This is a genomic window from Pseudomonas sp. IT-P253 (assembly GCF_949768125.1).
In the GTDB taxonomy this organism is placed as follows: Bacteria; Pseudomonadota; Gammaproteobacteria; order Pseudomonadales; family Pseudomonadaceae; genus Aquipseudomonas.
Map to the genome: position 1 here is coordinate 215,077 of NZ_CATKPT010000044.1, position 25,046 is coordinate 240,122.

Here is a 25,046-nt window from a genome sequence, read left to right on the forward strand (position 1 = left end):
CAGACTGAATATGTTTGACGAGATACGGTGAAGTGTCCGAGTGGCTTAAGGAGCACGCCTGGAAAGTGTGTATACAAGAAATTGTATCGAGAGTTCGAATCTCTCCTTCACCGCCACATTTATACGAAAAAGCCCTGATTATTCAGGGCTTTTTCGTTTCTGCGTTTCTGAAAAAAATCCCAACCCATACTTTGGCCCATACCCTGGATGGCTCAGTGTTTTTCGACCAAGGGTTGATGCGTGTCAGCGGCGCGAGCATGGAGCAATCGGCGTTCATCGGCGCGCTGTTTCAGTTCGGCGGCAGTTGGACAGGTCGGAAAACCTTAGTGCGATTTTTCCGAATTCTGCGGGCTCCGCTCGAGGAATCCCAGAGTGGAAGGGTGATGAGTTTCACAGGGTAGGTGGAAAATCTACAGGATCGGCTTCAACATTGATTTGAGGCAATAAAATGACACGGACAGCATTGTAAACAGCGCATCAACTTTGTACGGATGAAGTTTTATGCGCGAGTCCAACCAGCCAGCCAGAATTATTTGCAATGATCGTGAACTAGCCGATCAGTTGCGCCATCTGTTGGTTCACATAGCACTGGATTGCGAGGTACTGAGCGTGCCGGGTAATTGCAGTGCCGCGCCGTTTTGCCGCTGGCTCGGTGAGGCGCAGTTAGGGCTGGCCGGGCGGGTACAGGTCGCTTTAGTCGAGGCCACCGAGGTTCTGGAGCAGACTCGCCACGCCTTCAAGTCCCGCGAACTCGGGCTGCTACGGCGGCGCCTGGTCGCATTGCTGGATGAGTTGTCAGATAATCCAGAATGATGTAAATATGCCATCAGTAGGTTCCGCTCGATGCGGGAGCCGGCTTTGCCGAGCAGGACATAGGGCCTGAAAGACGAAGCGCCGTGATACCAGTTCTTGACCAGAACTCGTTGTCACGGCGTTTTTTTTTGTCAGCAATAAGGCATCTGTACAAGCACAGGGGTGTGAGAGTGAAGGTGACAAAAGATCTGACGGAGTTGCTCAGACGTATCCGTCTCGATCAGGAGGAGATCGTCGAGCGTTTTCGCTTTCTCGACTGGAGTGCCGAAGATGCCGAGCGACTCGGCGCAGCAGCTCAGCGCATGGCCCCAGCTCAGCAGGCTTTCGTCGATCACCTATACCGTCACCTGGCGAAATTTCCCACGCCGTCTGCGCTACTTCGCGCGCCGGACGTCACCGTCCGACTGAAGCACAGCCAGGCCGAGTATTACCATAGTCTGTGGGGCGGCTCCTACGATGACGATTACGTCAACGGCCGTCTGCGCATCGGTGTGATCCACCAACAGGTCGGCCTGGAATTGAAGTGGTACCTTGGCAGCTACCGTCTATACCTCGACGACATGCTTGCCAGCGTGTTTGGTGACAGTCACAACGCCACTCTCTACTCAAGTCTGTTGAAAGCGGTGTTCTTCGACATGACCTTGGCCATCGACACCTACAGTGCGGCCCAGTACAAGGCTCTGGAGGACAGTGAGGCTCGCTTCGCCCGTGCTCTACGCGGCGCTAACGACGGCATCTGGGACTGGCACGTCGATCAGGATCGACTGTACGTTTCAGAACGCTGGGCCAGCATGCTCGGCCTCAGCCGCGATAGCATCGGCGAGACCAGTGCCAGTTGGTTCGGCCGCGTGCATCCGGACGACCTGCCGAATTTTCGTCAGGCCATCGATGCCCACTTACAAGGTCAGACATCGTCTGTCCACCATGAGTACCGCATCCGCCAAAACAACGGTGGCTACATTTGGGTCCTCGCGCGAGGGGTCGCCGAAGTGACGACACCAGGCCAGCTGCGCATGGCCGGCTCACAGTCCGATATCAGTGCACGCAAGGACGCCGAGCAGAGCCTCAAACATGCTGCCCACCATGACCCGCTGACCGGTCTGGCCAACCGTATGCGGCTGGATGAGCAAATGCAAAAAACCTTCATGGAACAGCGCAAGGGAGGTGCCCGCGAGGCGCTGCTGTTCATCGACCTCGACCGCTTCAAGTTGATCAACGATAGCCTCGGCCACAACGTTGGTGATCGCGTGCTGGTAGAAGTGGCGCAGCGCTTGAGAGACGCTCTGCGCCCCAGTGATCAGCTATTCCGCTTCGGCGGAGACGAATTCATCGTATTGCTTCATGAACTCACCTGCGACCGCGACGCCGAGCAAGTATCCCAACGCATTCTAGACAGTCTGCATCATCCGCTGCACATGGACGGTCGTACCCTGGTGGTCAGTGCCAGCATCGGTATCGCACCACTGCACGTTAACGGTAAAGCGCTGGATGTCTTGCGGGCCGCCGACCTTGCCCTCTACAGAGCCAAGTCTGCCGGCAAGGCGCGGTTCGCCCACTACAGCGAAGCGTTGCAAGACACCGCACAGCACCATCTGGAACTGGAGTCCGCTCTGGGCCAGGCGCTGCAACACAATGAATTCGAACTGCATTACCAACCGATCTATCGTCTTGACCAGGGGGCGCCCCTCATGTCCGGGGTCGAAGCGCTGTTACGGTGGCGCCATGGCGAACGCTTGATCTCACCACTGGAGTTCATCCCGTCGCTGGAAGAGTCGGGAGAAATCATCCGCGTCGGCGAATGGGTATTACGCCAAGCCTGCCAGCAGACCCGCCTCTGGCAACTGGCCGGACATGACCATTTGCGCTGTTCGGTGAACATCTCCAGCCTGCAGTTGCAACAAGCCGATTTCACCCTCCAGCTGATCGACATCCTGCAGGAAAGCGGCCTGCCACCCGCCAGCCTGATCCTGGAGATTACTGAAAGCCAACTGATGCATGACGACCTGGACACGTTGGTCTGTCTGAACGAATTGGCCAGCCTTGGCGTTTTGTTGGCGCTGGACGATTTTGGCACCGGTTACTCCTCGCTTGGTTATCTCACACGCTTTCCACTGCACATCCTCAAGCTGGATAAAAGTTTCATCGGCGGCATCCCGTACGACAATAAACAGAGCGCGATCAGCCAGGCGATCATCGGCCTCGGCCGTAGCCTTGGCCTGGAAGTCGTGGCCGAGGGCATCGAGAGCCAGGCACAACTCGACTTTGTGGTCAGTGAAGGCTGCCACTACGCCCAAGGCTACTGGTTTAGCCGACCACGACCTGCTGCGCAGTTGCAACGGTTGCTCAGCGGAGAAGACTGTTTCGAGGGACTTGGGTGCACGTTGCTGTAAGCACGGTAGGCACCCAGCGGTTATCCATCAGCTCAGGAGGCAAACAATGAAAATCAATCTTCCGGTCAGTGGTCGTGCTCTCGAGTTCAGCGTCAATGCGAACATTCTTTCAACTACCAACCCCAAGGGCGCCATCACGTACGTCAATCCTGATTTCATCAACATCAGCGGTTTCAGTGAGGCCGAGTTGCTCGGCGTCAATCACAACATCGTGCGTCACCCGGATATGCCGCCAGAAGCCTTCGCACACCTGTGGCAGACCCTCAAGGCCGGACGCTCGTGGATGGGCCTTGTAAAAAATCGCTGTAAGAATGGTGACCACTATTGGGTCAGCGCCTACGCCACGCCGATGCAGCGCAATGGTGAAATAGTGGAATGTCAATCGGTCCGCACGTGCCCACCGAAAGCACTGGTAGACGCCGCCGAACATCTCTATGCACAGTTGCGTAGCGGTAAAAAAACACACTGCCTGCGTCCGTCACGACTGTCCGTCGGCATGCGCTTGGCACTTGCTGGCACCGGGCTGAACCTACTTGGCTTTACTGCCTTAGGCTTGGTGGGCGCCCTCTCCTGGAACCATGTGGCCATCGCTGCGCCGCTATTCAGCCTGTTGCTCGGCGGCCTGCTGTGCTACAGCCTGCGCCCCCTCGACGCCCTTGCCCGAAAAGCGAAAAATATTGCCGATAACCCGCTAAGCCAAATGCTATACAGCGGCCGCCGCGACCAATTTGGACAGATCGATTTCACCCTGCAAATGCTCGAAGCCGAGACACGGGCAGTCGTCGGCCGCATTGCCGACTCGGCCCGTCAGTTGAACAAAGAAGCCGAAGAGCTCGTCGCCGCAGTGGACAACAACAACTGCGCGACCCTGCAACAGCAAGGGGAAACTGCCCAGGTGGCCAGCGCCATAACCCAGATGGCCAGCAGTGTGCAGGAAGTGGCGCGCAACGCTCAGCTCACCGCCAGCGCCGCGAGCTTGGCCAATCAAGAAACCGACCGAGGTCGACAACTGGTCGAGCAAACCCGCCAGCACATCGACGGCCTCGCCAGCGAGGTGCAACAGACCGGCGCGGTGATTTACCAATTGGAACAACATAGCCAGGAAATCAACCGCGTACTCGAGGTAATCCAAAGCATCGCCGAACAGACAAACCTGCTCGCCCTCAACGCTGCTATCGAGGCCGCTCGCGCCGGCGAGGCTGGGCGCGGTTTCGCCGTGGTCGCCGACGAGGTGCGCGGGCTGGCTTCGCGCACCCAGCAATCCACTGCAGAAATCCAGGGAACCATCGATACCTTACGGCGCTCCACTGGCGACGCCGTGGTCGCGATGCAACGCAGCCACAGCAAGGCCGAATCCAGTGTTGAACAGGCACTGTTTGCCGCCCGGGCGCTGGATGGAATCACCCAGCGAGTCGGTGAAATCAGCGACATGAGTGTACAAATAGCCGCCGCCGTGGAAGAGCAGAGCGCGGTGGGTGACAGTATCCAGTGCAACCTGATAGGTATCAGTCAAGCCACCCAAAGTAACGTGCTTGCCAGTAGCCAGAACCGCGCGACTGCTGCCCATGTCGCCAAACTGGCCGAGCGCCTGCAACTGCTGGCGGCGCAATTCTGGGGACGTTAACGTAATGAATGACGGGTTCGAATTGGCTGATAAACACCCACGGCAAAGACAGCCAGGACTGGATAGCCAGGTCTTGAAGTTTTCCCGACACTGGCATCTAAGTGGCGTCTATCTGCGCTGTACGGCCTGTGGCAGCGGACAAAAAGCCAGCGAAGCCAACTTGCCGTTCCTCCATGAGGCCAGCTGTCTTCGTGCGGATCCCCAGCACTACCCGTGGCATGATCTTGCCTGCATCCTGCAGTGGGTACCGAGCGAAGATGTCGTTTATATCTAAGGCTTACCCCGAGGGAGCCAGCGTGTCATCACGGCGTTGCCAATCCTGCCCTGTGTTCCACGAGCACCTGTTACCAATCGACTGCGTAACTCACGCTCAAAGTACGACCTTCAGCATTCGGGTAGGGCGCGCGGGCGTTAGCTTGGGCGAACATGTTCTGATAGTTGCGATTGGATAGATTGTAGATACCCCCCTCCAGGCGACCGACAGGCAACGCCACTGAACCCAGTAGATCGACCAGCGTATAACCCTCGATATCGCGGCCGTTGTTATCCTTAAACGCTGCGTCATAGTCGGACAGGCGCATGCCTTGCAAACGCACGTTGTAGCTGCCCCGCTCGTAGCCTACGAAGGCAGTTGTCTTGGCGGGGGAAATACGTGTGGCGGGCAAGTCGATCCATTTGCCGTTTTGATTGGTCTCGCCCTTGGCGTAAGCATAAGTGCCGCCTACAGACCATCGATCAGTGACGTTATACGTCAGGCTGGATTCCACGCCGCGCACGCGTTCTTTTTGGTTGATCAGGCGTAGTACGCGGTCGTTGGCATCATAGAACTGGGTGACATCCGAGGTGTTTTCATACGCCGTGACATTGGCTTGCCACTTGTCCCAGTCACCACGCCAGCCCAACTCATAACTGTTGACCTTGAGGGCTTGGGCGTTGAGTTTCTGGATGTCGAAGGTGCTGTTGACGTCACGCAGGAAGCGCTGAATATCCGGCAGGGAAAAGCCCTGGCTGAAGTTCACGAACACATCCTGGTTTTCGCTCAGGTGATACACCACCCCGAGGTTGTACAGGGTGTCATCGTATTTCAACGTGCCGCCGGGCAGCGTCGCGCGATTACCCGTCTGGACGATTTCGCCGTAGGCAATGCTGTCGGAAATTTCGCTGTCGATCCACTCGCGGCGTACACCGCCCAGCACGGTCCAGTCATTTATGTCGTAGGACAGCTGACCAAAAATCGCTTTGGTAGTGGTCGCGATGTCTGGACCCAATTCAAAGGTGGTGCCGGTCTTGGTGTAGGTCAGCCCATTGACGTTGTACTGGTCACCGCGCTGACGCGACGTTTCGTGACTATAGTCGGTGCCCCAGACCAGGTTGCCGGTCGCTGGGCCGATTTGTGGCATTGCACTGTCGATCGCCGCCCGCAGGCCGTAGACATTTTGCACGCTGTTGTTGTCGGAAACCCCGGCCCGGCCTCGTGACAAGTCCGGAAAGAACAGGGCATCGGCACGCCGCCAGTAGCTTTCGACCTGCAGGCCCTGGCCATGGAAATCCCTGTCGCTGTAGTTGAGGTTGACGGCCTGGTTGTGGGTGTACGGTTGATCGCTCAGCTCCAGGCCTTTTACCGCGACGGCCGTGTTGGATATCTGTGGGTTCTTGGTGTAGTCGGTGTCCTGTTCGTCCTTATAGTCCTGCAGTGACAGGCTGATTTTTTTGTCGTCATCGAGCTGATAGCCGAAGCGACCTTGCAGGTCGTAGGTGTCGGTGTCCATGTTGCTCCCCTGGGACGTGTCCTGGGGAATGCGGTTGCCGTTGCCGTCGAATTGGTCGTTGCGTTGCACGGTGTTGGCCGACACGTACCAGTCCAGCGCATCCTGGCGTCCCGTCGCACTTTGGAACGCGTCGTAGGAGAACCCTTTTTGATTGAGGTTATTGCCGGTGGTCATTCCGATCTTGCTGCTGAACGCCAGGTCTTCACCCTTGTTGCGTTTGGTGATGATGTTAATGATGCCGCCCGACGCGCCGGCACCATAAACGCTGCTGGCGCCAGAAATCACTTCGATGCGCTCGATACTTTCCGGTGTGATGCTGTTGAGCTGACGAAAGTTGTCCCGCGTTGCGTTCTGGGATACGCCGTCAATCAGCACCAGCGTATTACGTCCGCGTAGCGTCTGGCCGAAGTTGCTCATGCCGCCGCTGGAGGGGGCAAGGCCGGGAACCAATTGCCCGAGGATATCCGCGACCCGTCGCCCGGCACCTGTCTGCTGGCTGATCTGATCGGCGCTGATCACCTGGACTGAGGCAGGGATCGAGGCGATGCTCGTTTCACTGCGCGTAGCGGAAACCACCATTTCCTGCAATTGCAGGGGGGCGGGTGCCGTTTGCGTGTCCTCGGTCTGATCGGCCCAGGTTGGCGTGCTTAGCGACCCAATGAAGGGCAACAGGATTGAAATTCGTAGTGGTTTCATTACTTGGTCTTTTTTTAGTTGTGAGAAGTGTGAGTCGATAAAGCGGTTGTTTCCGGTGCTCGGGCAAACGAGCGGATTGCGCGAATCCCAAGCGCCGCAACGGCATACGTCAGTGCCACCAGCCAGAAGCTATGAGCCAATCCCACCACCCCCATGCCGATACCCCCCATCAAGACCCCGCACAGCGCACCTGCTTTGGCGGCGCTGTTGCCCAGGCCAAGCGCGAAACCTTGCTGGCTGGGTGAAACGGTATTGGCGATCAGGGTGTAAGCGACGGGTAGCAGTGCTCCCTGCCAACCCCCCCAGAGCAATCGACTGGCAAGAAACCCCACCCATTCGCTGGCGACGGCGGTGAAGGCGAGCGTCAAGAAACAGGACCAGGCGACCCATTCGACGACCCGCAAAATGTGTGCGGGCTGATGACGGTCGAACAAACGACCCCATAGCGGCGCAGACAGCGCCAAGGTGGCCGCACTGGCGGCATAGCTGGCGCCAATCAGCCAGGCTGGCGCGTGTAAAACATCCGCCACGTACAAGGCATAAAAGGGCTGGGGCATCATCTTGGCGGCCTGAATCAACACGATGACCCCCAGCATTGCGCCCAGCCAGCCCTTGGGCAGGGCGGTGGATGCCGACTTGTTTTTGCGCTGCACGCTAGGCGTATCGCTGGGCAAAAACAGACTGGCCATTGCACACAGCAAGCAAATCACCGTGGCGCTGTAGCACAGCAACGCGAACCCTGAGATATCCATCAGCCAGCCGCCCAGCACCGGCCCGGCCAGTGAGCCCACGGCGGTGGCCGATTGCAGCCGGGCGAGAATCTGCCCGCGCCCGCCTTCTACGCAGCAGGCCAGTGCATACGCCTGGGCAGCGGCGATGAAGCCCGCGAGCGCACCTTGCACCACTCGGATGCCCACCAGCAGCCAGGGATCAAAGGTGATTGCGGCCAGTGCCTGACACACCGCCAGCGCCAGCAGCGCCCGAATGATCATCGGTTTATGGCCGGTGCGGTCACCCAATCGCCCCCACAGGGGGGTGAGGGCCATCGCCGCCATCATCGGTCCGGCGTACACCAGCGAAGACAGCAGGCCGGTGTACTGGGCATTGGCGGTGCCGAGCAGCTTCTGGATCTGCAACGGCCAAAAGGGACCGCTCATTTCCATGGCCCCCATGGACACCAGTTGAATCGCGACCAGTAGCCGCAGCGCAGTGCCGTTAGCCGCCATGAACGTCGCCGCTCAGCGGGTTAGCCAGTCGCCCGACGATATCGGCGTGGCTGTCCAGCAAGCGCATTCGCATGAACGACTTGGCCGGCCAGTCCTGTTGCAGCAATGCCTCACGTTCGGTTGCCCAACGCTGCGGATCGACTTGACTGCGCAAGTCATCGAAGCACTGGCTTACCTGTGCTGCCAGTTCATCCCACAGAGGCGCCGGGGGGACATCGAAGTGGCGTGCGCCGAGCAATACCAGCTCACCCAGATGGCACATGAAAACCGTGTGCAGCAGCTTGTCGCGCACAAAGCTTGCGTCGTCGTAAAGGGTCATCTTTGGATCGTGAAGTTCGATGTCCAGACCCTGGGCATGCAAGGTCTTGCGGTCGATACGGATGTCGCCGAAGTCACGTAACAGCAGGCGGCTCAACTGTCCGTCCGTGGTCATGATCATGAAACTGTTCTGTTGATGAGCCTCGAACGCCACGCCGTAGCGCAAGTACATGCCGAGCAGTCCTGGCACGGCGATCGATAAGTAGTCTCGAAAGAACGCCTGAAGGGCGTCGCCATCGTCCTTGCCCTTGCTCAGACGGACCAATTGCCTCAGTAGCGGCTGGCCATGCTGATCGATGGCAAACAGACTGCCGACCGGGATTGCCATCTCGCCCGGTTGCAACTGGCTCAAGGGGTTGTCCCGGTACAGCACGGCCAGATGGCGGGAGCGTTCATCGTCTGCAGGTTGAGGCTTGAAATGCACGCCGATACGTTCTGGAACGATGCCAAGCACCTTCTGAATCGTGGGTTCACGTTTCAGAATTGTTTGCAGCAAGTGGCTAATGCGCGGCCCCATGCGCGCCGATCGTGGCGAAACGGTGCGCTCCACACTGGTCAGGCGCAGTGAAACAGGCAACTTGACCATCGGCGCGTCACGCTGGCCTTCAGGCAGGACGGTCCTGAACGACATGGTGGGGTGGGCGGTGAACGCAACGATGTCAGTCAGGATGAGCAGCCGGTCACTGATTTCATTTGCGAACATCTGAGGCAACGCCTCGCGTGCCTGCCATGAATGGGATGGCAGCGGCAGATAGTCGCTGGGCTCAAGGCCCTGATGAGTCAGCTCGGCGTTCAACTTCTGTGCTGCCTGTGGGAAGTGGCCTCGCCACCACTGCCAGTAATCTGCGGTGTCGGCCAACCTTTCGACATGGGCAAACTGGCGGTGCAAAGCGCACAGGATCACCGGAAAGCGGGCTTCGAATTCGGGTGAGAAATCGATGACCTGATCGGTACTCAAGCCAAGCTTGGTCTTGTAGTTGGGGTGCCACGGATGGCCTAGCGTGCCCCACTGTTCAAGCAGGGAGGTTGGATTGGTAACGCCAGGCTCATCCTTGAGCCAGCTCAGCAGATTATCGCGATGCACCGCGTCCATGGACGCGTGCAGTTGTAGGGTCCATTGCTCGTGGAAGGCGAGGCACAAGGTGTCGTTGACGAAGCTGTCGTCGAGCTCCTCGTTGAGGCGGTGCAACACCGCTGCGTCGGCAGATGACTCAAGGCTGTTGTTGAGCAAGGTCATCAGTTCGGACGGAAACTGTATCTTGCGCGGTGGATGATTATCGCCATAGGCCGTGATGTCACCCCGCAGGTCCCAACTGCTCATGCGTCCAGGGAGCAGGTGATCGAAGCACAGGCGGGTTCGGTCAGGAAGTGTCAGCCAGCAGCGGCAGTGCTCGTCGTATGTACGTGTGCTGGCATCCAGTAGACCTTCACGCAGCAGTGCCTGGATCAAACGCTGAAAGCTGCGTTCGGCGGCGGGGATGAGGGTGCTGATCAGGGAATCGAGGGTGATGTGCCTGGCCCGGAACTGAGGAGTCCCGAGCGCTTCGCTCCATCTGCCGAGCAATGCTTGTGGCTTCCTGCTGTCGTCATTCGTCAAGTCGGACTCCTTGTGTGGGGCTTGAGTGAAGACGCTAATCGTATCGAGAATCGTTTACATTTGTCTAGTTTTTGATACAGCCCGGGTCGACGCTTATCTGTGAGGGGGGCGGATTTCGATAGAAGTCAGGGTTTTTGTGGTTTCTGGCGTCTGAAAAAGAGCCATGTGAGAACACGGGCTTTGTGTTGCTATCTCGGTGCTCAGGGGAGGGATGAGGTTTATAGGCTTGACGTTTATTTGCGCTGCCCTAGACTTCCGCGAATTCGTCATGGAGTTACGGATATGCGGTGTTCTCGTGGATGGGTGTATGGATTGTCCTTTCTGGCATGCTCGGTACAAGCACAAACATCCGCAGAGGTTGACCCGCTATTAGGAAGTGCGGGTGCACAAACACCTGCTATCAGCGAGGCTCGAGGCGTATTGCGCGCCCGCGATCAGGCGGTGCTTGCCAGTGAGCTGCCCGGCAGAATTGTCGAGTTGCCATTCAGTGAAGGCGAGTCCTTCAAAAAAGGCGACACCCTGGCGCGTTTCGACTGCTCGGCCTTTCAGGCGCAGCTCAATGCCGCGCAAGCTGCCAGTCGTGGTGCCGGTGAAGAGTTGGCCCACAACAAGCAACTCGCTTCGTTGAACTCGGTCGGACGTTTCGAAGTCGCGCGAGCCGAAGCCAAGCTCAGCGAAACCCAGGCGCAATCCCAGGTTTATCAGGTTCAGGTCAAACGCTGCAGCGTGGTTGCGCCGTTTGACGGTCAGGTCGTCGAACGCAAGGTCCAGCGCTATGAAAGCGTCGCCGCCGGTGCGCCGCTGCTGGACATCGTTGACAACCGCAGCCTGGAAATCCATCTGCTGGTGCCTTCGCGCTGGATGGGCAAACTCAAGCCCGGGCAGACCTTCAGCTTCGTTCCCGATGAAACCGGTCAGCCGCTCGATGCCACGGTCAAACGCCTCGGTGCGCGGATCGATGAAGGCAGTCAGACTCTGCTGCTGGTCGCAACGCTGCCCAATGCCGCCGGTTTGCTGGCCGGGATGAGCGGCACGGCGCACTTCGCGGAGCTCAAGTGAACGCGCCCGTCACTGGCGGTGCCGAGCAGGTCTTCGCACGCTTTCTGGAACTGGAGCGCCAGACGCGCGCCGCGCGCACAACCGAACAGCTGGCCTACAGCCTGACCAACGACGGCCAGGCCTTGTTCGGTTTTCGTCATGCGGCGCTGTTGATCGCCGGCAAGGTGTGCGCGGTCACGGGTGTCAGCGTCATAGAGCCGAATGCGCCATTTGTGGCGTTCGTCGAACAAGCGGTGGCGCAGTTGTTCAAGCTCGACCTGGTAAAACAGGCGCGGGTTGTACCGGCCACTGCGTTAAGCGGCTCGATTCAGGCCGACTGGCAAAGTCTTTCCGCTTCGCAGGTGTTTTGGCTGCCACTGATCGATCATCAGGGCGAGGTCTTTGGCGGTTTGTGGCTGGCTCGTGATTTGCTGTGGAACCCATCCGAGCAAGTGCTGCTGTCGCAATTGGGCGACACGTTCAGCCACGCCTGGCTGGCGCTGCAACCGCGTCAACCGTGGCGCCTGCGCTGGACTCGCAAACGTCAGGTCGCCTTGGCGGCGGTGTTGCTGCTGGGCTTGTTGATCCCGGTACGTCAGTCGGTGCTGGCGCCGGCCGAAGTCGTGCCACTTGGCGGTCGGGTGGTGGCTGCGCCGTTGGACGGGGTGATCGCCGAATTCCTGGTCAAACCCAACCAGAGTGTGAAGACCGGCGACTTGTTGTTACGTTTCGAAGGCACCACGCTCAAAGCCCAGGCCGATGTCGCCGACCGTGCCTTGGGCGTGGCGGAAGCCGAGCTCAAGGCCAACGCCCAGCGCGCCTTTGCCGACGCCGAGTCGAGTTCGAAAATTGATTTGTTGGCTGCCAGGGTCGAGCAGAAACGAGCTGAACGCGATTACGCCCGCGAACTGCTCAAGCGCAGCGAAGTCCGCGCCGAACGCGACGGTATTGCGGTGTTCGCCGACGCCGAGCGCTGGACCGGAAAACCGGTACAGACCGGCGAGCGTCTGATGGAAATCGCTGATCCGAATCAGGCGGAATTGCGCGTTGAGCTGGCGGTCGGCGATGCCATTGCACTGGAGCCGGGCGCGCAGGTGGCGCTGTTTCTCGACAGTGACCCCCTGCAACGCCATTTGGCCAGACTGGAGCGTTCGGCCTATGAGGCGCAACCGACTGCCGGCGGGCAGTTGGCTTATCGGCTCGATGCCAGTTTCGAGGCAGCGCCGCCGCGTATCGGTTTGCGCGGTACGGCGAAAATCTTCGGCGATCGCGCGCCGTTGGCGCTGTACCTGTTGCGCAAGCCACTGGCCGGTTTGCGTCAAAGTGTAGGCCTCTAGATGACACTGCCGAGCCTGCGCGCCGATTTACAGTTGCAGATGGCCGCCCCGGCGCTGGACGGGTCGCCGCGCTGGACCTTGGCCGACCCGCTACGCGGGCGCTACTTCAAACTCGGGGCCGCGGCCATGCGCTTGCTGCGTCATTGGTCTTTGGGCGATCCCGAGCAAGTGCTGCGCGCCGCCAATCGCGAACCGGGTTTGCCACTGGACGCCACGGAGCTTGAGCATCTGCTGAGTTTTTTGCGGGCCCACGACTTGATCTCCGCTCTCGACCCGCAACAGCGCGCCAGCTATGGCATCAAGGCCGCCGCGCAGCGTCAGAGTGTGTGGCAGATCTTGCTGCACCAATACCTGTTCTTCCGGATTCCACTGTGGCGCCCCGACGCTTTCCTCAATAGTGCATGGCCATGGCTCGCGCGTTTTGGCCCTGGTGCGCTGCGCTACGGTTTGCCACTGACACTGGGCCTGGGTGTATTTCTGGTGTCGCGGGACTGGCAGCGTTTTATCGCGACGTTCCCGCACTTGTTCAGCCTCGGTGGTGCGCTGGCGTTTGGCGCGGCGCTGTTCTTCGCCAAGCTCTGTCACGAGTTCGGCCATGCCTTCATGGCCAAGCGCGCCGGCTGCCGGGTGCAGAGTATGGGGGTGGCGTTCATGGTGCTGCTGCCGATGTTTTACACCGATGTCAGCGATGCCTGGCGGGTCAATGATCGTCGCGCGCGCTTGCTGATCGGCGCGGGCGGGGTGCTTGCCGAATTGCTGCTGGCGTGTATCGCCTTGCTCGCCTGGTCGCTGTTGCCGGACGGACCAGCGCGTACGGCGGCGTTCATGCTCGCCAGCGCGACCTGGCTCACCACGCTGGCAGTCAACCTCAACCCGTTCATGCGCTTCGATGGTTATTTTTTGCTCAGTGACTTCTGGGAGGTGGATAACCTCCAGGGCCGGGCATTTGCCTTGTGTCGTTGGCAATTGCGTGAGGCGTTATTTGGTTATGGTGCGCCGGCACCGGAGCCTTGGTCGCCATCAATGCAGCGACGTTTGCTGTGGTGGGGATATGGCTCGTGGCTGTGGCGCGCGGTGTTGTTTTTCGGAATTGCGCTGGCGGTGTATCACCTGTTCTTCAAGTTATTGGGGATCTTGCTGATGATGGTCGAGCTGGTGTGGTTCATCTTCTTGCCGGTTGCGCGCGAGTGGCGCGAATGGTGGAGCCGCCGCGAACAGGCCCATGCACCGCGGGCGTTTCTCAGTGGTTTGGGATTGTTGGCGGTAATTGTCGCGCTGGTGCTGCCGTGGCACAGCGCGGTGGAACTGCCGAGCATGCTGGAGGCTGGCCGGGCGCATGCCTTGCATGCGCCGGTGGCGGCACGGGTCAAACAGCTGAATGTCCGTGATGGACAGATCGTGGCTCAGGGCGATGTGCTGATTGAGCTGGAGTCGCCGGACCTGGATTCGCGTCAGGCCATCGTGCGCCGGGAAATCGAGATCCAGCAATTGCAGATGCGGCGTCAGGCCGGGCGCAGCGAAACCGCTGCTGATGCGGGTATCGTCGAACAGCGGCTGGCGGAGGCGGTGGCCGAGTACCGGGGATTGGCGGCGCAGCGCGAACGCCTGCTGCTGCGGGCCCCTCAGGCCGGCAAGGTGCGCGATCTGTTGCCGCAACTGGCCGTTGGCCGTTGGCTGTCGCCCAAAGACACCCTGGTTCGAGTTGTCGAAGAGGGCGCGCGACTGCGCGGTTATTTGGCCGAAGCCGAGCTGTGGCGGGTGGTCCCCGGTGCGACAGGACGGTTTATCGCCGAAGACCCGATGCACCCGGCGGTAGCGGTCGAGCTGACTGAAATCGACACCAACGGCGCGGCGGTTGTCGATCAGGAAGCGCTGACCTCCGACCACCACGGACCGATCGCCGTGCGCCGCGATCAAAGTCAGCGTGCCGAGCCTGTGCAAGCGCAATACGCGGTGCGGCTCAAAGTCCTCGACAGCATTGCCACCCCGGTGCAGCCATTGCGTGGTCTGGTGGTGTTGCAGGGGCGCAGTGAGTCATTGCTGGGTACCGCCTGGCGTCGATTGGCGGCGTTGGGCGTGAGGGAGAGTGGTTTTTGACGGGTACTTGCTTCGATTTGATATCAATACACCACTAGTTGGAAGGCAATATGTAGGCTACGCTTCGCCCTACAAAGGGACTTACGACTACGGTGAATGGATTGCAGCAATTCCATTTTATTTCCGGCTTGCCGCGCTCAGGCTCGACCCTGCTTTCTGCAATCCTCTTGCAGAACCCGCGTTTTCACGCCGGTATGACCAGCCCCGTCGGGGCCTTGTTCAGCGGCATTCTCGATCAGTGCAGTGCCGGCAGCGAGTTCGGTGCGGTGATCGACACACCGTTGCGCCGTCGCTTGCTGCGGGGGCTGTTCGATTCCTACTACGCCGACAAAGCCGATAAGCAGATCGTCTTCGACACCAATCGCCAATGGAGCTCGCGGCTCCCGGCGCTGAACGATCTGTTTCCCCAGGCCAAGGTCATCGCCTGCGTGCGCAATGTCGCCTGGGTCATGGACAGCCTTGAACGGTTGTATCGCGCCAATCCTTTTGAAAATACCAAACTGTTCGGCGATGCGGTCGAGCGCAACACGGTGTACAGCCGTTGCGAAACGCTGGCGCAACGCAATCGCCTGGTGGGATTTGCCTGGGCTGCGCTCAAGGAAGCCTATTACGGTGAGCACGCCGAGTCGTTGCTGATCGTCGATTACGACCTGCTGACCCAGGCCCCCGATCGGGTCATGCGGTTGATCTACGATTTCATCGGCGAACCCTGGTTCGAACATGACTTCAACCACCTGGCCTACGATGCGCCGGAATTCGACCAGGCGCTTGGGGTTGCAGGTCTGCACAAGGTCAGATCCAGGGTTTCCCTGGAGTCACGGCGCACCATTCTGCCGCCGGACCTGTTTGCGCAATACGCCGAACTGTCCTTTTGGCTCGATGGCTCTGCCAGCGCCGCCAATGTCATTCGTATGAAAGCCGACGCCGCTATCAGTTGATCGCGGCGTTTTCATTTGCGCGGTATGAACGTTCGAGTCTGGGTGAGCAGCATGTGGTGGAGCAAAGGCAAGTCGCGGATCACGGAGGGCGCACGCGTCCTGGCATCGCCATTGATCATGTCCCTGGAACCGCGAATGCTTTTCGACGGCGCGGTGGCGGCTACGGTTGCCGAGACCGCCCAGGCTGACAGCCACACCACCGCTGACGCCGCCAAGGCCCCGATTACCGATCACCCGGCTGCGAGCAAGGACACCCATGCCCAGGCCGACAGTGCGGCACCGGTGACACCAACCCCAACCGCCGTGCCGGGGCAGAGCGTGGTGTTCGTCGACGCCCGGGTCAAGGACGCCGACAGCCTGCTCAAAGGCGTAGCCCCCGGCACTCAGGTGATCCAGCTCGACGCGAGCAAGGACGGCTTGCAACAGATTGCCGACTACCTCGATCATCATCAGGGCGTCAGCTCGGTGCAGATCATCGCCCACGGCAACGCCGGTGACCTGTGGCTGGGTGACAGCTACCTGACGGCTGACAATGTGGCGGCCCGCAGCGCGGTGCTGGCCGAGATCGGCAAGGACATGAACGTCGGCGGCGACATCCTGATCTACGCCTGCTACACCGCCGAAGGTACGCGCGGCTTGAGTTTTGTCGACTCGCTGGCGCAGTTGACCGGCCGTGATATCGCCGCGTCCAACAACCGCACCGGCGTGGGCGGCGACTGGAACCTGGAAATCGCCACGGGCAACATCGAAAGCGCCAACGTGCTGTCGACAACGGCCATGAGCGAGTACCAATGGGGCCTGGCCACCTGGACTGCCAGCAACAACGCCAACACCGGCGTGGGTTCGTTGCGCGCCGCGATTGCCTCGGCGCAGAACGGCGATATCGTCACCTTCAACGCCAGCATGACGGTGCAGCTCACCTCCGAGCTGCTGGTCAGCAAGAACATCACCATCGAGGGTGACCTGAACCACGATGGCGTGGCGGATGTGACCCTGGACGGTCAGTACAAGACCCGAGTGATCGAAATCGCTTCGGGCAGCACCGTGACCCTCGACGGATTGGTGATCACCCGAGGCCTGGTTTCTGGTACGGGTGGCAATGGCGGATTTGGCGCGGCCGGCTCGATGGGCGGCGGGATTTTCAACGCCGGGATTCTGACCCTGAAAAACGTCAGCGTGACCTCCAACGCCGCTTCGGGCGGCGGTGGCGGCGGTGGTGTCACGGGCGCGTTCTATGGTGGTGGCGGCGGTGGCGGCGGTGGGTTGGGCGGCCAGGGCGGCGGCCACGGTGGTACGGCGGGGCCGGGCACCGGCACCTTGGGCGGTCAGGCGGGCGGTGGCGGCGTGGGCGGCTACGGCGGCGGTTACGACGCCGTTCACATGGGCGGCCGCGGCGGTACCAGCACCGGTGGTTCGGGCGGTATCGGGGTTGCCTATTACAGCAACGGCGGTAATGGCTCGACGGCCACCAATGGCACAATTTCCATCGGTGGCGGCGGTGGCGGCGCCGGTTGGGACAAGGTCGGTGGTGCGGGCGGCAACGCGGCCGGCGGGGTCTACAACGCCTTGACCGGTACCATGACCATCGTCGGTACGTCGCACATCACCAACAACATCGGTGCAGGCGGCGGCGGTGGTGGCGGTGGTGGTTACGGCAGCAACGCCAGCAACGGCGGGATCGGCGGCAGGGGAGTCGGTGCGATCTGGAACAAAGGCACCTTGCTGATCACTGCGGCCAACTTCGCGGCCATTTCCGGCAACGCAGCCGGCAGCGGTGCCGGCGGTCCGGCGCTGGGCGGGGGCACGACTGGCATCAGCCCTACGGCGGTAGCGACGATCTACAACGACGGTGGCGTCCTGAATACCGCGTATGCGCCTCCGGCCACCGCGACCATCGTGGTGGCGAACAGCGCCTTGCACATCGGTTCGACCTCGCTGGTGACCTTCACGTTCTCTGAGGCCGTGACCGGTTTCACCAACGCCGACCTGACCGTGGCCAACGGTACCCTGAGCGCGGTGAGCAGCAGCGATGGCGGGGTCACCTGGACGGCGATCTTTACCCCGAGTTCAAGCGTCACGGGCAGCACCAACCACATCATCCTGGACAACACCGGCGTCCAGACCGTGTCGCTGGGCGGCGTCGGCGTCGGCACCACTACGTCCAATAATTACGCCGTCGACACCGTGCGGCCAACGGCGACCGTTGTGGTCGCCAATAGCACAGTGAATATCGGCGGATCCACAGTGACCATTACGTTCAGCGAAGCGGTGACAGGTTTCAGCAACGCCGACCTGACTGTTTCCAACGGCACCCTCGGCACGGTGAGCAGCAGCGATGGCGGCATCACCTGGACCGGGACCTTCAGCCCGACCGCCAGCATCACCGACACCACCAACCTGATCACCCTGGATAACACCGGAATCGCCGATCTGGCCGGTAATGCGGGCAGCGGCACCACCGATTCGAACAACTACGCCATCGATACCGTGCGCCCGACCGCGACCATCGTGGTGGCTGACAGTACCCTCACGGCCGGTGAAACGTCGTTGGTAACCATCACCTTCTCCGAAGCGGTGAGCGGCTTCACCAACACCGACCTGAGCATCGCCAATGGCACGCTGAGCGCGGTGAGCAGCAGCGACGGCGGCATCACCTGGACCGCGACCTTCACCCCGACCGACGGGGTGTCCGATGCCACCAACCTGATCACCCTGAGCAACACAGGGGTCAGTGACCTGGCGGGCAACGCCGGCAGCGGCACCACCGACTCGGGCAATTACGTGGTCAACACCGCGCACCCGAGCGCGACCATTGTGGTCGCCGACAACGCCTTGAACATCGGTGAAACCTCGCTGGTGACCATCACCTTCACTGAGGCGGTGAGCGGTTTCACCAACGCCGACCTGGCCATTGCCAACGGCACGCTGACCGCGGTCAGCAGCAGCGATGGCGGTGTGACCTGGACGGCGACCTTTACCCCGAGCAACGCCATTACTGACGCCACCAACCTGATTACCCTGGACAACACCGGGGTCACGGCGGTCTCCTCGAGCAACGTCGGTATCGGCAGCAGCGTCTCCAATAACTACGCCGTCGACACCGTGCGCCCGACCGCGACCATTGTGTTCTCCGACACCGCGCTGAAAATCGGCGATACCTCACAGGTCACCTTCACGTTCTCTGAAGCCGTGAGCGGTTTCACCAACGCCGACCTGACGATTGCCAACGGCACGCTGACCGCGGTCAGCAGCAGCGATGGCGGCATCACCTGGACCGGGACCTTCACCCCGAGCGCCAGCACCACCGACGCCACCAACCTGATCACCCTGGACAACACCGGAATCGCCGATCTGGCCGGTAATGCGGGCAGCGGCACCACCGATTCGAACAACTATGCCATCGATACCGTGCGCCCGACCGCGACCATCGTGGTGGCCGACGGCACGCTCACGGCCGATGAAACCTCGCTGGTGACCATCACCTTCTCCGAAGCGGTGAGCGGTTTCACCAACGCCGACCTAAGCATCGCCAATGGCACGCTGAGCGCGGTCAGCAGCAGTGACGGCGGGATCACCTGGACCGCGACTCTCACCCCGACCGACGGGGTGGCGGATGCCACTAACCTGATCACCCTGAGCAACACGGGTGTCAGTGACCTGGCGGGCAACGCGGGCAGCGGCACCACCGACTCGGGCAACTACGTAATCAACACCGCACACCCGAGCGCGACCATTGTGGTCGCCGACAACGCCTTGAACATCGGTGAAACCTCGCTGGTGACCATTACCTTCACTGAGGCGGTGAGCGGTTTCACCAACGCTGACCTGACGATTGCCAGCGGTACGCTAACGGCGGTCAGCTCAAGTGACGGCGGCATTACCTGGACGGCGACCTTCACCCCGACCAACGCGATTACTGACGCCACCAACCTGATCACCCTGGACAACACCGGGGTCACGGCGGTCTCCTCGAGCAACGTCGGTACCGGCAGCAGCGTCTCCAATAACTACGCCATCGACACCGTACGCCCGACCGCGACTATCGTGGTGGCCGATAACGCGCTGAAAATCGGCGACACCTCGCTGGTGACCATCACCTTCTCCGAGGCGGTAACCAGCTTCACTAACGCCGACCTGACCATTGCCAACGGCACGCTGACCGCCGTGAGCAGCAGTGATGGCGGCATCACCTGGACCGCGACCTTTACTCCGAGCGCCAGCACCACCGACGCCACTAACCTGATCACCCTGGACAACACCGGAATCACCGACCTGTCCGGCAATGCCGGGAGCGGCACCACCGACTCCAACAACTACGCCATCGACACCCAGCGTCCGACCGCCACGATTGTGCTGGCCGACCCGACGCTGGCCATCGGCGACACCTCGCTGGTGACTATCACGTTCTCCGAGGCGGTGACCGGCTTCACCAACGCCGACCTGACGATTCCCAACGGTACGCTGACGGCGGTCAGCAGCAGTGATGGCGGTATCACCTGGACGGCCACGTTCACCCCGACCGTGGGCATCAACGATACGACCAACCTGATCACCCTGGCCAACGCCGGTGTGGCCGACGTGGCCGGCAATGCGGGCAGCGGGATCACCAATTCCGGTAACTTCACCATCGACACTGTGCGTCCGACCGCGACTATCGTGGTGGCCGACAACGCGCTGAAAATCGGTGAAACCTCGCTGGTGACCATCACCTTCTCCGAGGCGGTGACCGGCTTGACCAACGCCGACCTGACGATTACCAACGGCACGCTGACCGCGGTCAGCAGCAGCGATGGCGGTGTCACCTGGACGGCAACCTATACTCCGACCAACGCCATTACCGACGCCACCAACCTGATCACCCTGGACAACACCGGTGTGCAGAACGGTTCCGGTAACGTTGGCAGCGGCACCACCGACTCCAACAACTACGCCATCGACACCCAGCGTCCGACCGCCACGATTGTGCTGGCCGACCCGACGCTGGCCATCGGCGACACCTCGCTGGTGACCATCACCTTCTCCGAGGCAGTGACCGGCTTCACCAACGCCGACCTGACCATTGCCAACGGCACCCTGACCTCGGTCAGTAGCAGTGATGGCGGCATCACCTGGACCGCGACCTTTACTCCGAGCGCCAGCACCTCCGACGCCACTAACCTGATCAGCCTGGACAACACCGGCGTCACCGACCTGGCCGGTAATGCGGGGAGCGGCAGCACCGACTCGAACAACTTCGCCATCGACACCCAGCGTCCGACCGCGACCATTGTGCTGGCCGACCCGACGCTGGCTGCCGGTGAAACTTCGCTGGTGACCATCACCTTCAGCGAGGCGGTGACCGGTTTCACCAACGCCGACCTGACGATCCCCAACGGCACCCTGACCGCGGTCAGCAGCAGTGATGGCGGTATCACCTGGACCGCCACATTCACCCCGACTGCGGGCATCAACGATACGACCAACCTGATCACCCTGGCCAACGCCGGCGTGGCTGACCTGGCCGGCAATGCGGGCAGCGGCACCACCAATTCCGGTAACTTCACCATCGACACTGTGCGTCCGACCGCGACCATCGTGGTGGCCGACAATGCGCTGAAAATCGGTGACACCTCGCTGGTGACTATCACCTTTTCCGAGGCGGTGAGCGGCTTCAGCAACGCCGATCTGACGATTACCAACGGCACGCTGACCGCGGTCAGCAGCAGCGATGGCGGCGTGACCTGGACGGCGACCTTTACCCCGAGCAGCGCCATTACCGACGCCACCAACCTGATCACCCTGGACAATACCGGCGTGCAGAACGGTTCCGGCAACGTCGGTACAGGCAGTACCGATTCGAACAACTACGCCATCGACACCCAGCGTCCGACGGCGACCATCGTGGTGACAGACACTGCGTTGGGGATCGGTCAGACTTCGTTGGTGACCATCACTTTCAGTGAAGCGGTAAGCGGTTTTACCAACGCCGATCTGACCATCGACAACGGTACGCTGAGTGCGGTGAGTAGCAGCGATGGTGGTGTGACATGGACTGCCACACTGACCCCGGTGAACGGCGTCACCCACAGCGGCAATGTGATCGCTCTGGACAACACCGGGATTACCGACCTGTCCGGCAACGCCGGTACCGCCACCACCGACTCCAATACTTACGCTATCGACAGCCAGCGCCCGACCGCAACCATTGTGGTCGCCTCGCCAACGCTGGCAGCCGGACAGACGTCGCTGGTGACCATCACCTTTTCCGAGGCAATAACCGGTTTCGACAACAGTGACCTGAGCGTGCCCAACGGCACCCTGACCGCCGTCAGCAGCAGTGACGGCGGTATCACCTGGACCGCCACCTTCACGCCCACCACCGGCGTTCACGACACCACCAACCTCATCACCCTGAACAACAGTGGCGTGGCCGACCTGGCCGGCAATGCGGGCAGCGGAATCACCAATTCCGGTAACTTCACCATCGACACTGTGCGTCCGACCGCGACTATCGTGGTGGCCGACAACGCGCTGAAAATCGGCGAAACCTCACTGGTGACCATCACCTTCTCCGAGGCGGTGAGCGGCTTCAGCAACGCTGACCTGACGATTACCAACGGCACGCTGACCGCGGTCAGCAGCAGCGATGGCGGCGTGACCTGGACGGCGACCTTTACCCCGAGCAACGCCATTAACGACGCCACGAACCTGATCACCCTGGACAATACCGGCGTGCAGAATGGTTCCGGCAACGTCGGTTCAGGCAGCACCGATTCGAACAACTACGCCATCGACACCGTGCGCCCGACCGCCACCATCGTGGTGACGGACACTGCGTTGGCTATCGGCGAAACCTCACTGGTGACCATCACCTTCTCCGAGGCAGTGACCGGCTTCACTAACGCCGACCTGACCATTGCCAACGGCACGCTGACCGCCGTGAGCAGCAGTGATGGCGGCATCACCTGGACGGCGACCTTTACTCCGAGCGCCAGCACCTCCGACGCCACTAACCTGATCACCCTGGACAACACCGGCGTCACCGACCTGGCCGGTAATGCCGGGAGCGGCACCACCGACTCGAACAACTTCGCCATCGACACCCAGCGTCCGACCGCGACCATCGTGGTGGCCGACAATGCGCTGAAGGTCGGCGACACTTCGCTGGTGACCATCACCTTCAGCGAAGCGGTGAGCGGCTTCAGCAACGCCGACCTGACGATCCCCAACGGCGCCCTGACCGCGGTCAGCAGCAGTGATGGCGGTATCACCTGGACGGCCACATTCACCCCGACTGCGGGCATCAACGATACGACCAACCTGATCACCCTGGCCAACGCCGGCGTGGCTGACCTGGCCGGCAATGCGGGTAGCGGCACCACCGACTCGGGCAACTTCACTATCGACACCGTGCGCCCGACCGCGACCATCGTGGTGGCCGACAATGCGCTGAAGGTCGGCGACACTTCGCTGGTGACCATCACCTTCAGCGAGGCGGTCAGCGGTTTCACCAATGCCGACCTGACCATTGCCAACGGTACGTTGAGCGCGGTCAGTTCAAGCGATGGCGGCATTACCTGGACGGCGACCTTCACCCCGACGGCCAGTATCACCGACACCACCAACCTGATCACCCTGGACAACTCCGGGGTGCAGAACGGTTCCGGCAACGTCGGCGTGGGGACCACTGATTCGAACAATTACGCCATCGATACGCAACGTCCAACCGCAAGCATCGTGGTGGCCAACCCGCTGCTGGGCATTGGCCAGACCTCGCAGGTGACCATCACCTTCAGTGAGGTGGTCAGTGGTTTCGACCTGTCCGACCTCAGCGTGGCCAATGGCACACTGTCCAATCTGCTGAGCAGCGACGGCGGCAAGACCTGGACGGCGACTCTGACGTCGACCGCCACTATCAACGATGCCACCAACCAGATCGTGCTCGACACCGCCAATGTGGTGGATGCCGCTGGTAACGCTGGCAGTACCATTACCCTGTCCAACAACTACGTGCTCGACGCCGACCGGCCCACCGGGACCATCGTCGTCGCCAAGTCGCTCCTGGGCATCGGCCAGACCTCGCAGGTGACCATCACCTTCAGCGAAGCGGTGACCGGTTTTGATCTGTCCGACCTGAGCGTGACCAACGGTGCACTGTCCAACCTGGCCAGCAGTGACGGTGGCAAGACCTGGACCGCGACGTTCACACCGACTGCAAACGTGACTGACGCGACCAACCTGATTGTGCTCGACAACAGCAACGTGACCGACACGGCAGGCAATGCCGGGACGGGACTGGCCATCTCCAACAACTATGCGCTGGACAGTGATCGCCCCACAGCAACCATCGTCATCGACAACCCGAACCTGGGCATCGGCCAGACCTCGCAGGTGACTTTCACCTTCAGCGAAGCGGTGCAGCATTTCGATTTGTCCGACATCAGCGTGGCCAATGGCACCCTCACCAACCTGAGCAGCAGCAACGGCGGCAAGACCTGGACCGCCACCCTGACCCCGACGGCCAACATCAACGATGCGACCAACTTCATCGGGCTGGACAGCAGCAATGTGACGGACCGCGCGGGGAACGCGGGCACGGGCGTCGCGATCTCCAACAACTTCGTAATCAACACGGAGCCTGCAGCGCCCCCACCGGCCGTGGTGATCTCTTTCAGCGATCCGCAGTTCCGGATCAGCAATCCGACACCGCCGCAAAGTAATCCGAACGTGCCGTTGCAGCCGATTATCTTCACGCCGCCGACCGGCAATCTCGCTTCACCGCTGACCTTTGCACCGCTGTTCGAACAACGGGTACTGGGCGATGGCATTCGCCCACTGGGGGATATTTTCATCAATCGCGGCGCACTGAGCACAAGCTTTATCGCTCAGGTGTTCAGTAGCAGCGACAGCGGCGGTGAAGGTTCCGGCCACGGCTTCCTGGGTTTTGGTGGCGGTGATGGCGGGGTGTTTGGTGTCAGCACGCTGTCGAGTCTGTTCAGCCACGAATCGAGCAGTGGCGACAGTTCGCTCAACGGGTTCGGCGACAGATCGATCCAGCGCAGCGGCGATGCTGCTCAGGGGCTGCACGGTGTATTCGGGGCATTGACCCTGGGCGAGCAACTTCAACAACTTGAAAACACTGAAAAGCAGCAGATCAAGGCACTGGCAGCAGCGCTGCAACAGGTCGGCATCAGCGAAATGCAGGCCTGAATAAAAAAACTTAA

General features: G+C 60.8%; 11 protein-coding genes, 1 tRNA gene and 2 pseudogenes. 11 read left to right on the forward strand and 3 right to left on the reverse strand.

Features of this window, described 5'->3' with window-relative positions; all coding sequences use genetic code 11:
• The first annotated feature begins 26 nt into the window (after window positions 1–26).
• From ACM6IR_RS21505 to ACM6IR_RS21530, 6 genes and pseudogenes are all read left to right on the forward strand, one after another.
• Window positions 27–116 (forward strand) — tRNA-Ser (locus tag ACM6IR_RS21505).
• 117 nt (window positions 117–233) lie between these two features.
• Window positions 234–302 (forward strand): annotated as a pseudogene (locus tag ACM6IR_RS21510) (hypothetical protein); the annotation flags it as partial.
• 199 nt (window positions 303–501) lie between these two features.
• On the forward strand, window positions 502–813 hold the full coding sequence (locus tag ACM6IR_RS21515; RefSeq protein ID WP_414909551.1) for a hypothetical protein: 312 nt from the start codon (window positions 502–504) through the stop codon (window positions 811–813).
• Between the two features lie 170 nt (window positions 814–983).
• On the forward strand, window positions 984–3,203 hold the full coding sequence (locus ACM6IR_RS21520) for a putative bifunctional diguanylate cyclase/phosphodiesterase (RefSeq protein WP_414909552.1): 2,220 nt from the start codon (window positions 984–986) through the stop codon (window positions 3,201–3,203).
• Between the two features lie 46 nt (window positions 3,204–3,249).
• Window positions 3,250–3,579: pseudogene (locus tag ACM6IR_RS21525) on the forward strand (PAS domain-containing protein); the annotation flags it as partial.
• Between the two features lie 120 nt (window positions 3,580–3,699).
• Window positions 3,700–4,827 (forward strand): methyl-accepting chemotaxis protein, encoded by a 1,128-nt coding sequence (locus ACM6IR_RS21530; protein ID WP_414909643.1) that lies wholly within the window; start codon window positions 3,700–3,702, stop codon window positions 4,825–4,827.
• Between the two features lie 344 nt (window positions 4,828–5,171).
• Here the strand turns inward: ACM6IR_RS21530 and ACM6IR_RS21535 are convergent, their stop codons facing one another.
• From ACM6IR_RS21535 to ACM6IR_RS21545, 3 genes are read right to left on the reverse strand one after another with little or no spacing between them, the layout of a single operon-like run.
• Window positions 5,172–7,292: a TonB-dependent receptor gene (locus ACM6IR_RS21535; protein WP_414909553.1), complete on the reverse strand. Its 2,121-nt coding sequence runs from the start codon at window positions 7,290–7,292 to the stop codon at window positions 5,172–5,174.
• A gap of 14 nt (window positions 7,293–7,306) precedes the next feature.
• The gene (locus tag ACM6IR_RS21540; RefSeq protein ID WP_414909554.1) at window positions 7,307–8,518 is read right to left on the reverse strand and encodes an MFS transporter; all 1,212 of its coding nucleotides are present in this window, start codon (window positions 8,516–8,518) and stop codon (window positions 7,307–7,309) included.
• Entirely contained in the window at window positions 8,508–10,433 is a 1,926-nt protein-coding gene (locus tag ACM6IR_RS21545) for an IucA/IucC family protein (RefSeq protein WP_414909555.1), read from the reverse strand. Before ACM6IR_RS21545 ends, ACM6IR_RS21540 begins: the two co-directional genes overlap by 11 nt.
• A gap of 282 nt (window positions 10,434–10,715) precedes the next feature.
• On the opposite strand from ACM6IR_RS21545, the gene ACM6IR_RS21550 reads away from it, so the two are divergent.
• The 5 genes from ACM6IR_RS21550 to ACM6IR_RS21570 all read left to right on the forward strand — a co-directional run bounded on the left by ACM6IR_RS21550 (window position 10,716) and on the right by ACM6IR_RS21570 (window position 25,032).
• A complete protein-coding gene (locus ACM6IR_RS21550) occupies window positions 10,716–11,492 on the forward strand; it encodes an efflux RND transporter periplasmic adaptor subunit (RefSeq protein ID WP_414909556.1) in 777 nt (258 codons plus the stop codon).
• Entirely contained in the window at window positions 11,489–12,808 is a 1,320-nt protein-coding gene (locus tag ACM6IR_RS21555) for an efflux RND transporter periplasmic adaptor subunit (RefSeq protein WP_414909557.1), read from the forward strand. Before ACM6IR_RS21550 ends, ACM6IR_RS21555 begins: the two co-directional genes overlap by 4 nt.
• The gene (locus tag ACM6IR_RS21560; protein WP_414909558.1) at window positions 12,809–14,905 is read left to right on the forward strand and encodes a biotin/lipoyl-binding protein; all 2,097 of its coding nucleotides are present in this window, start codon (window positions 12,809–12,811) and stop codon (window positions 14,903–14,905) included.
• A gap of 92 nt (window positions 14,906–14,997) precedes the next feature.
• The gene (locus ACM6IR_RS21565; protein WP_414909559.1) at window positions 14,998–15,843 is read left to right on the forward strand and encodes a sulfotransferase family protein; all 846 of its coding nucleotides are present in this window, start codon (window positions 14,998–15,000) and stop codon (window positions 15,841–15,843) included.
• A gap of 51 nt (window positions 15,844–15,894) precedes the next feature.
• A complete protein-coding gene (locus ACM6IR_RS21570; protein WP_414909560.1) occupies window positions 15,895–25,032 on the forward strand; it encodes an Ig-like domain-containing protein in 9,138 nt (3,045 codons plus the stop codon).
• Window positions 25,033–25,046: the final 14 nt, after the last annotated feature.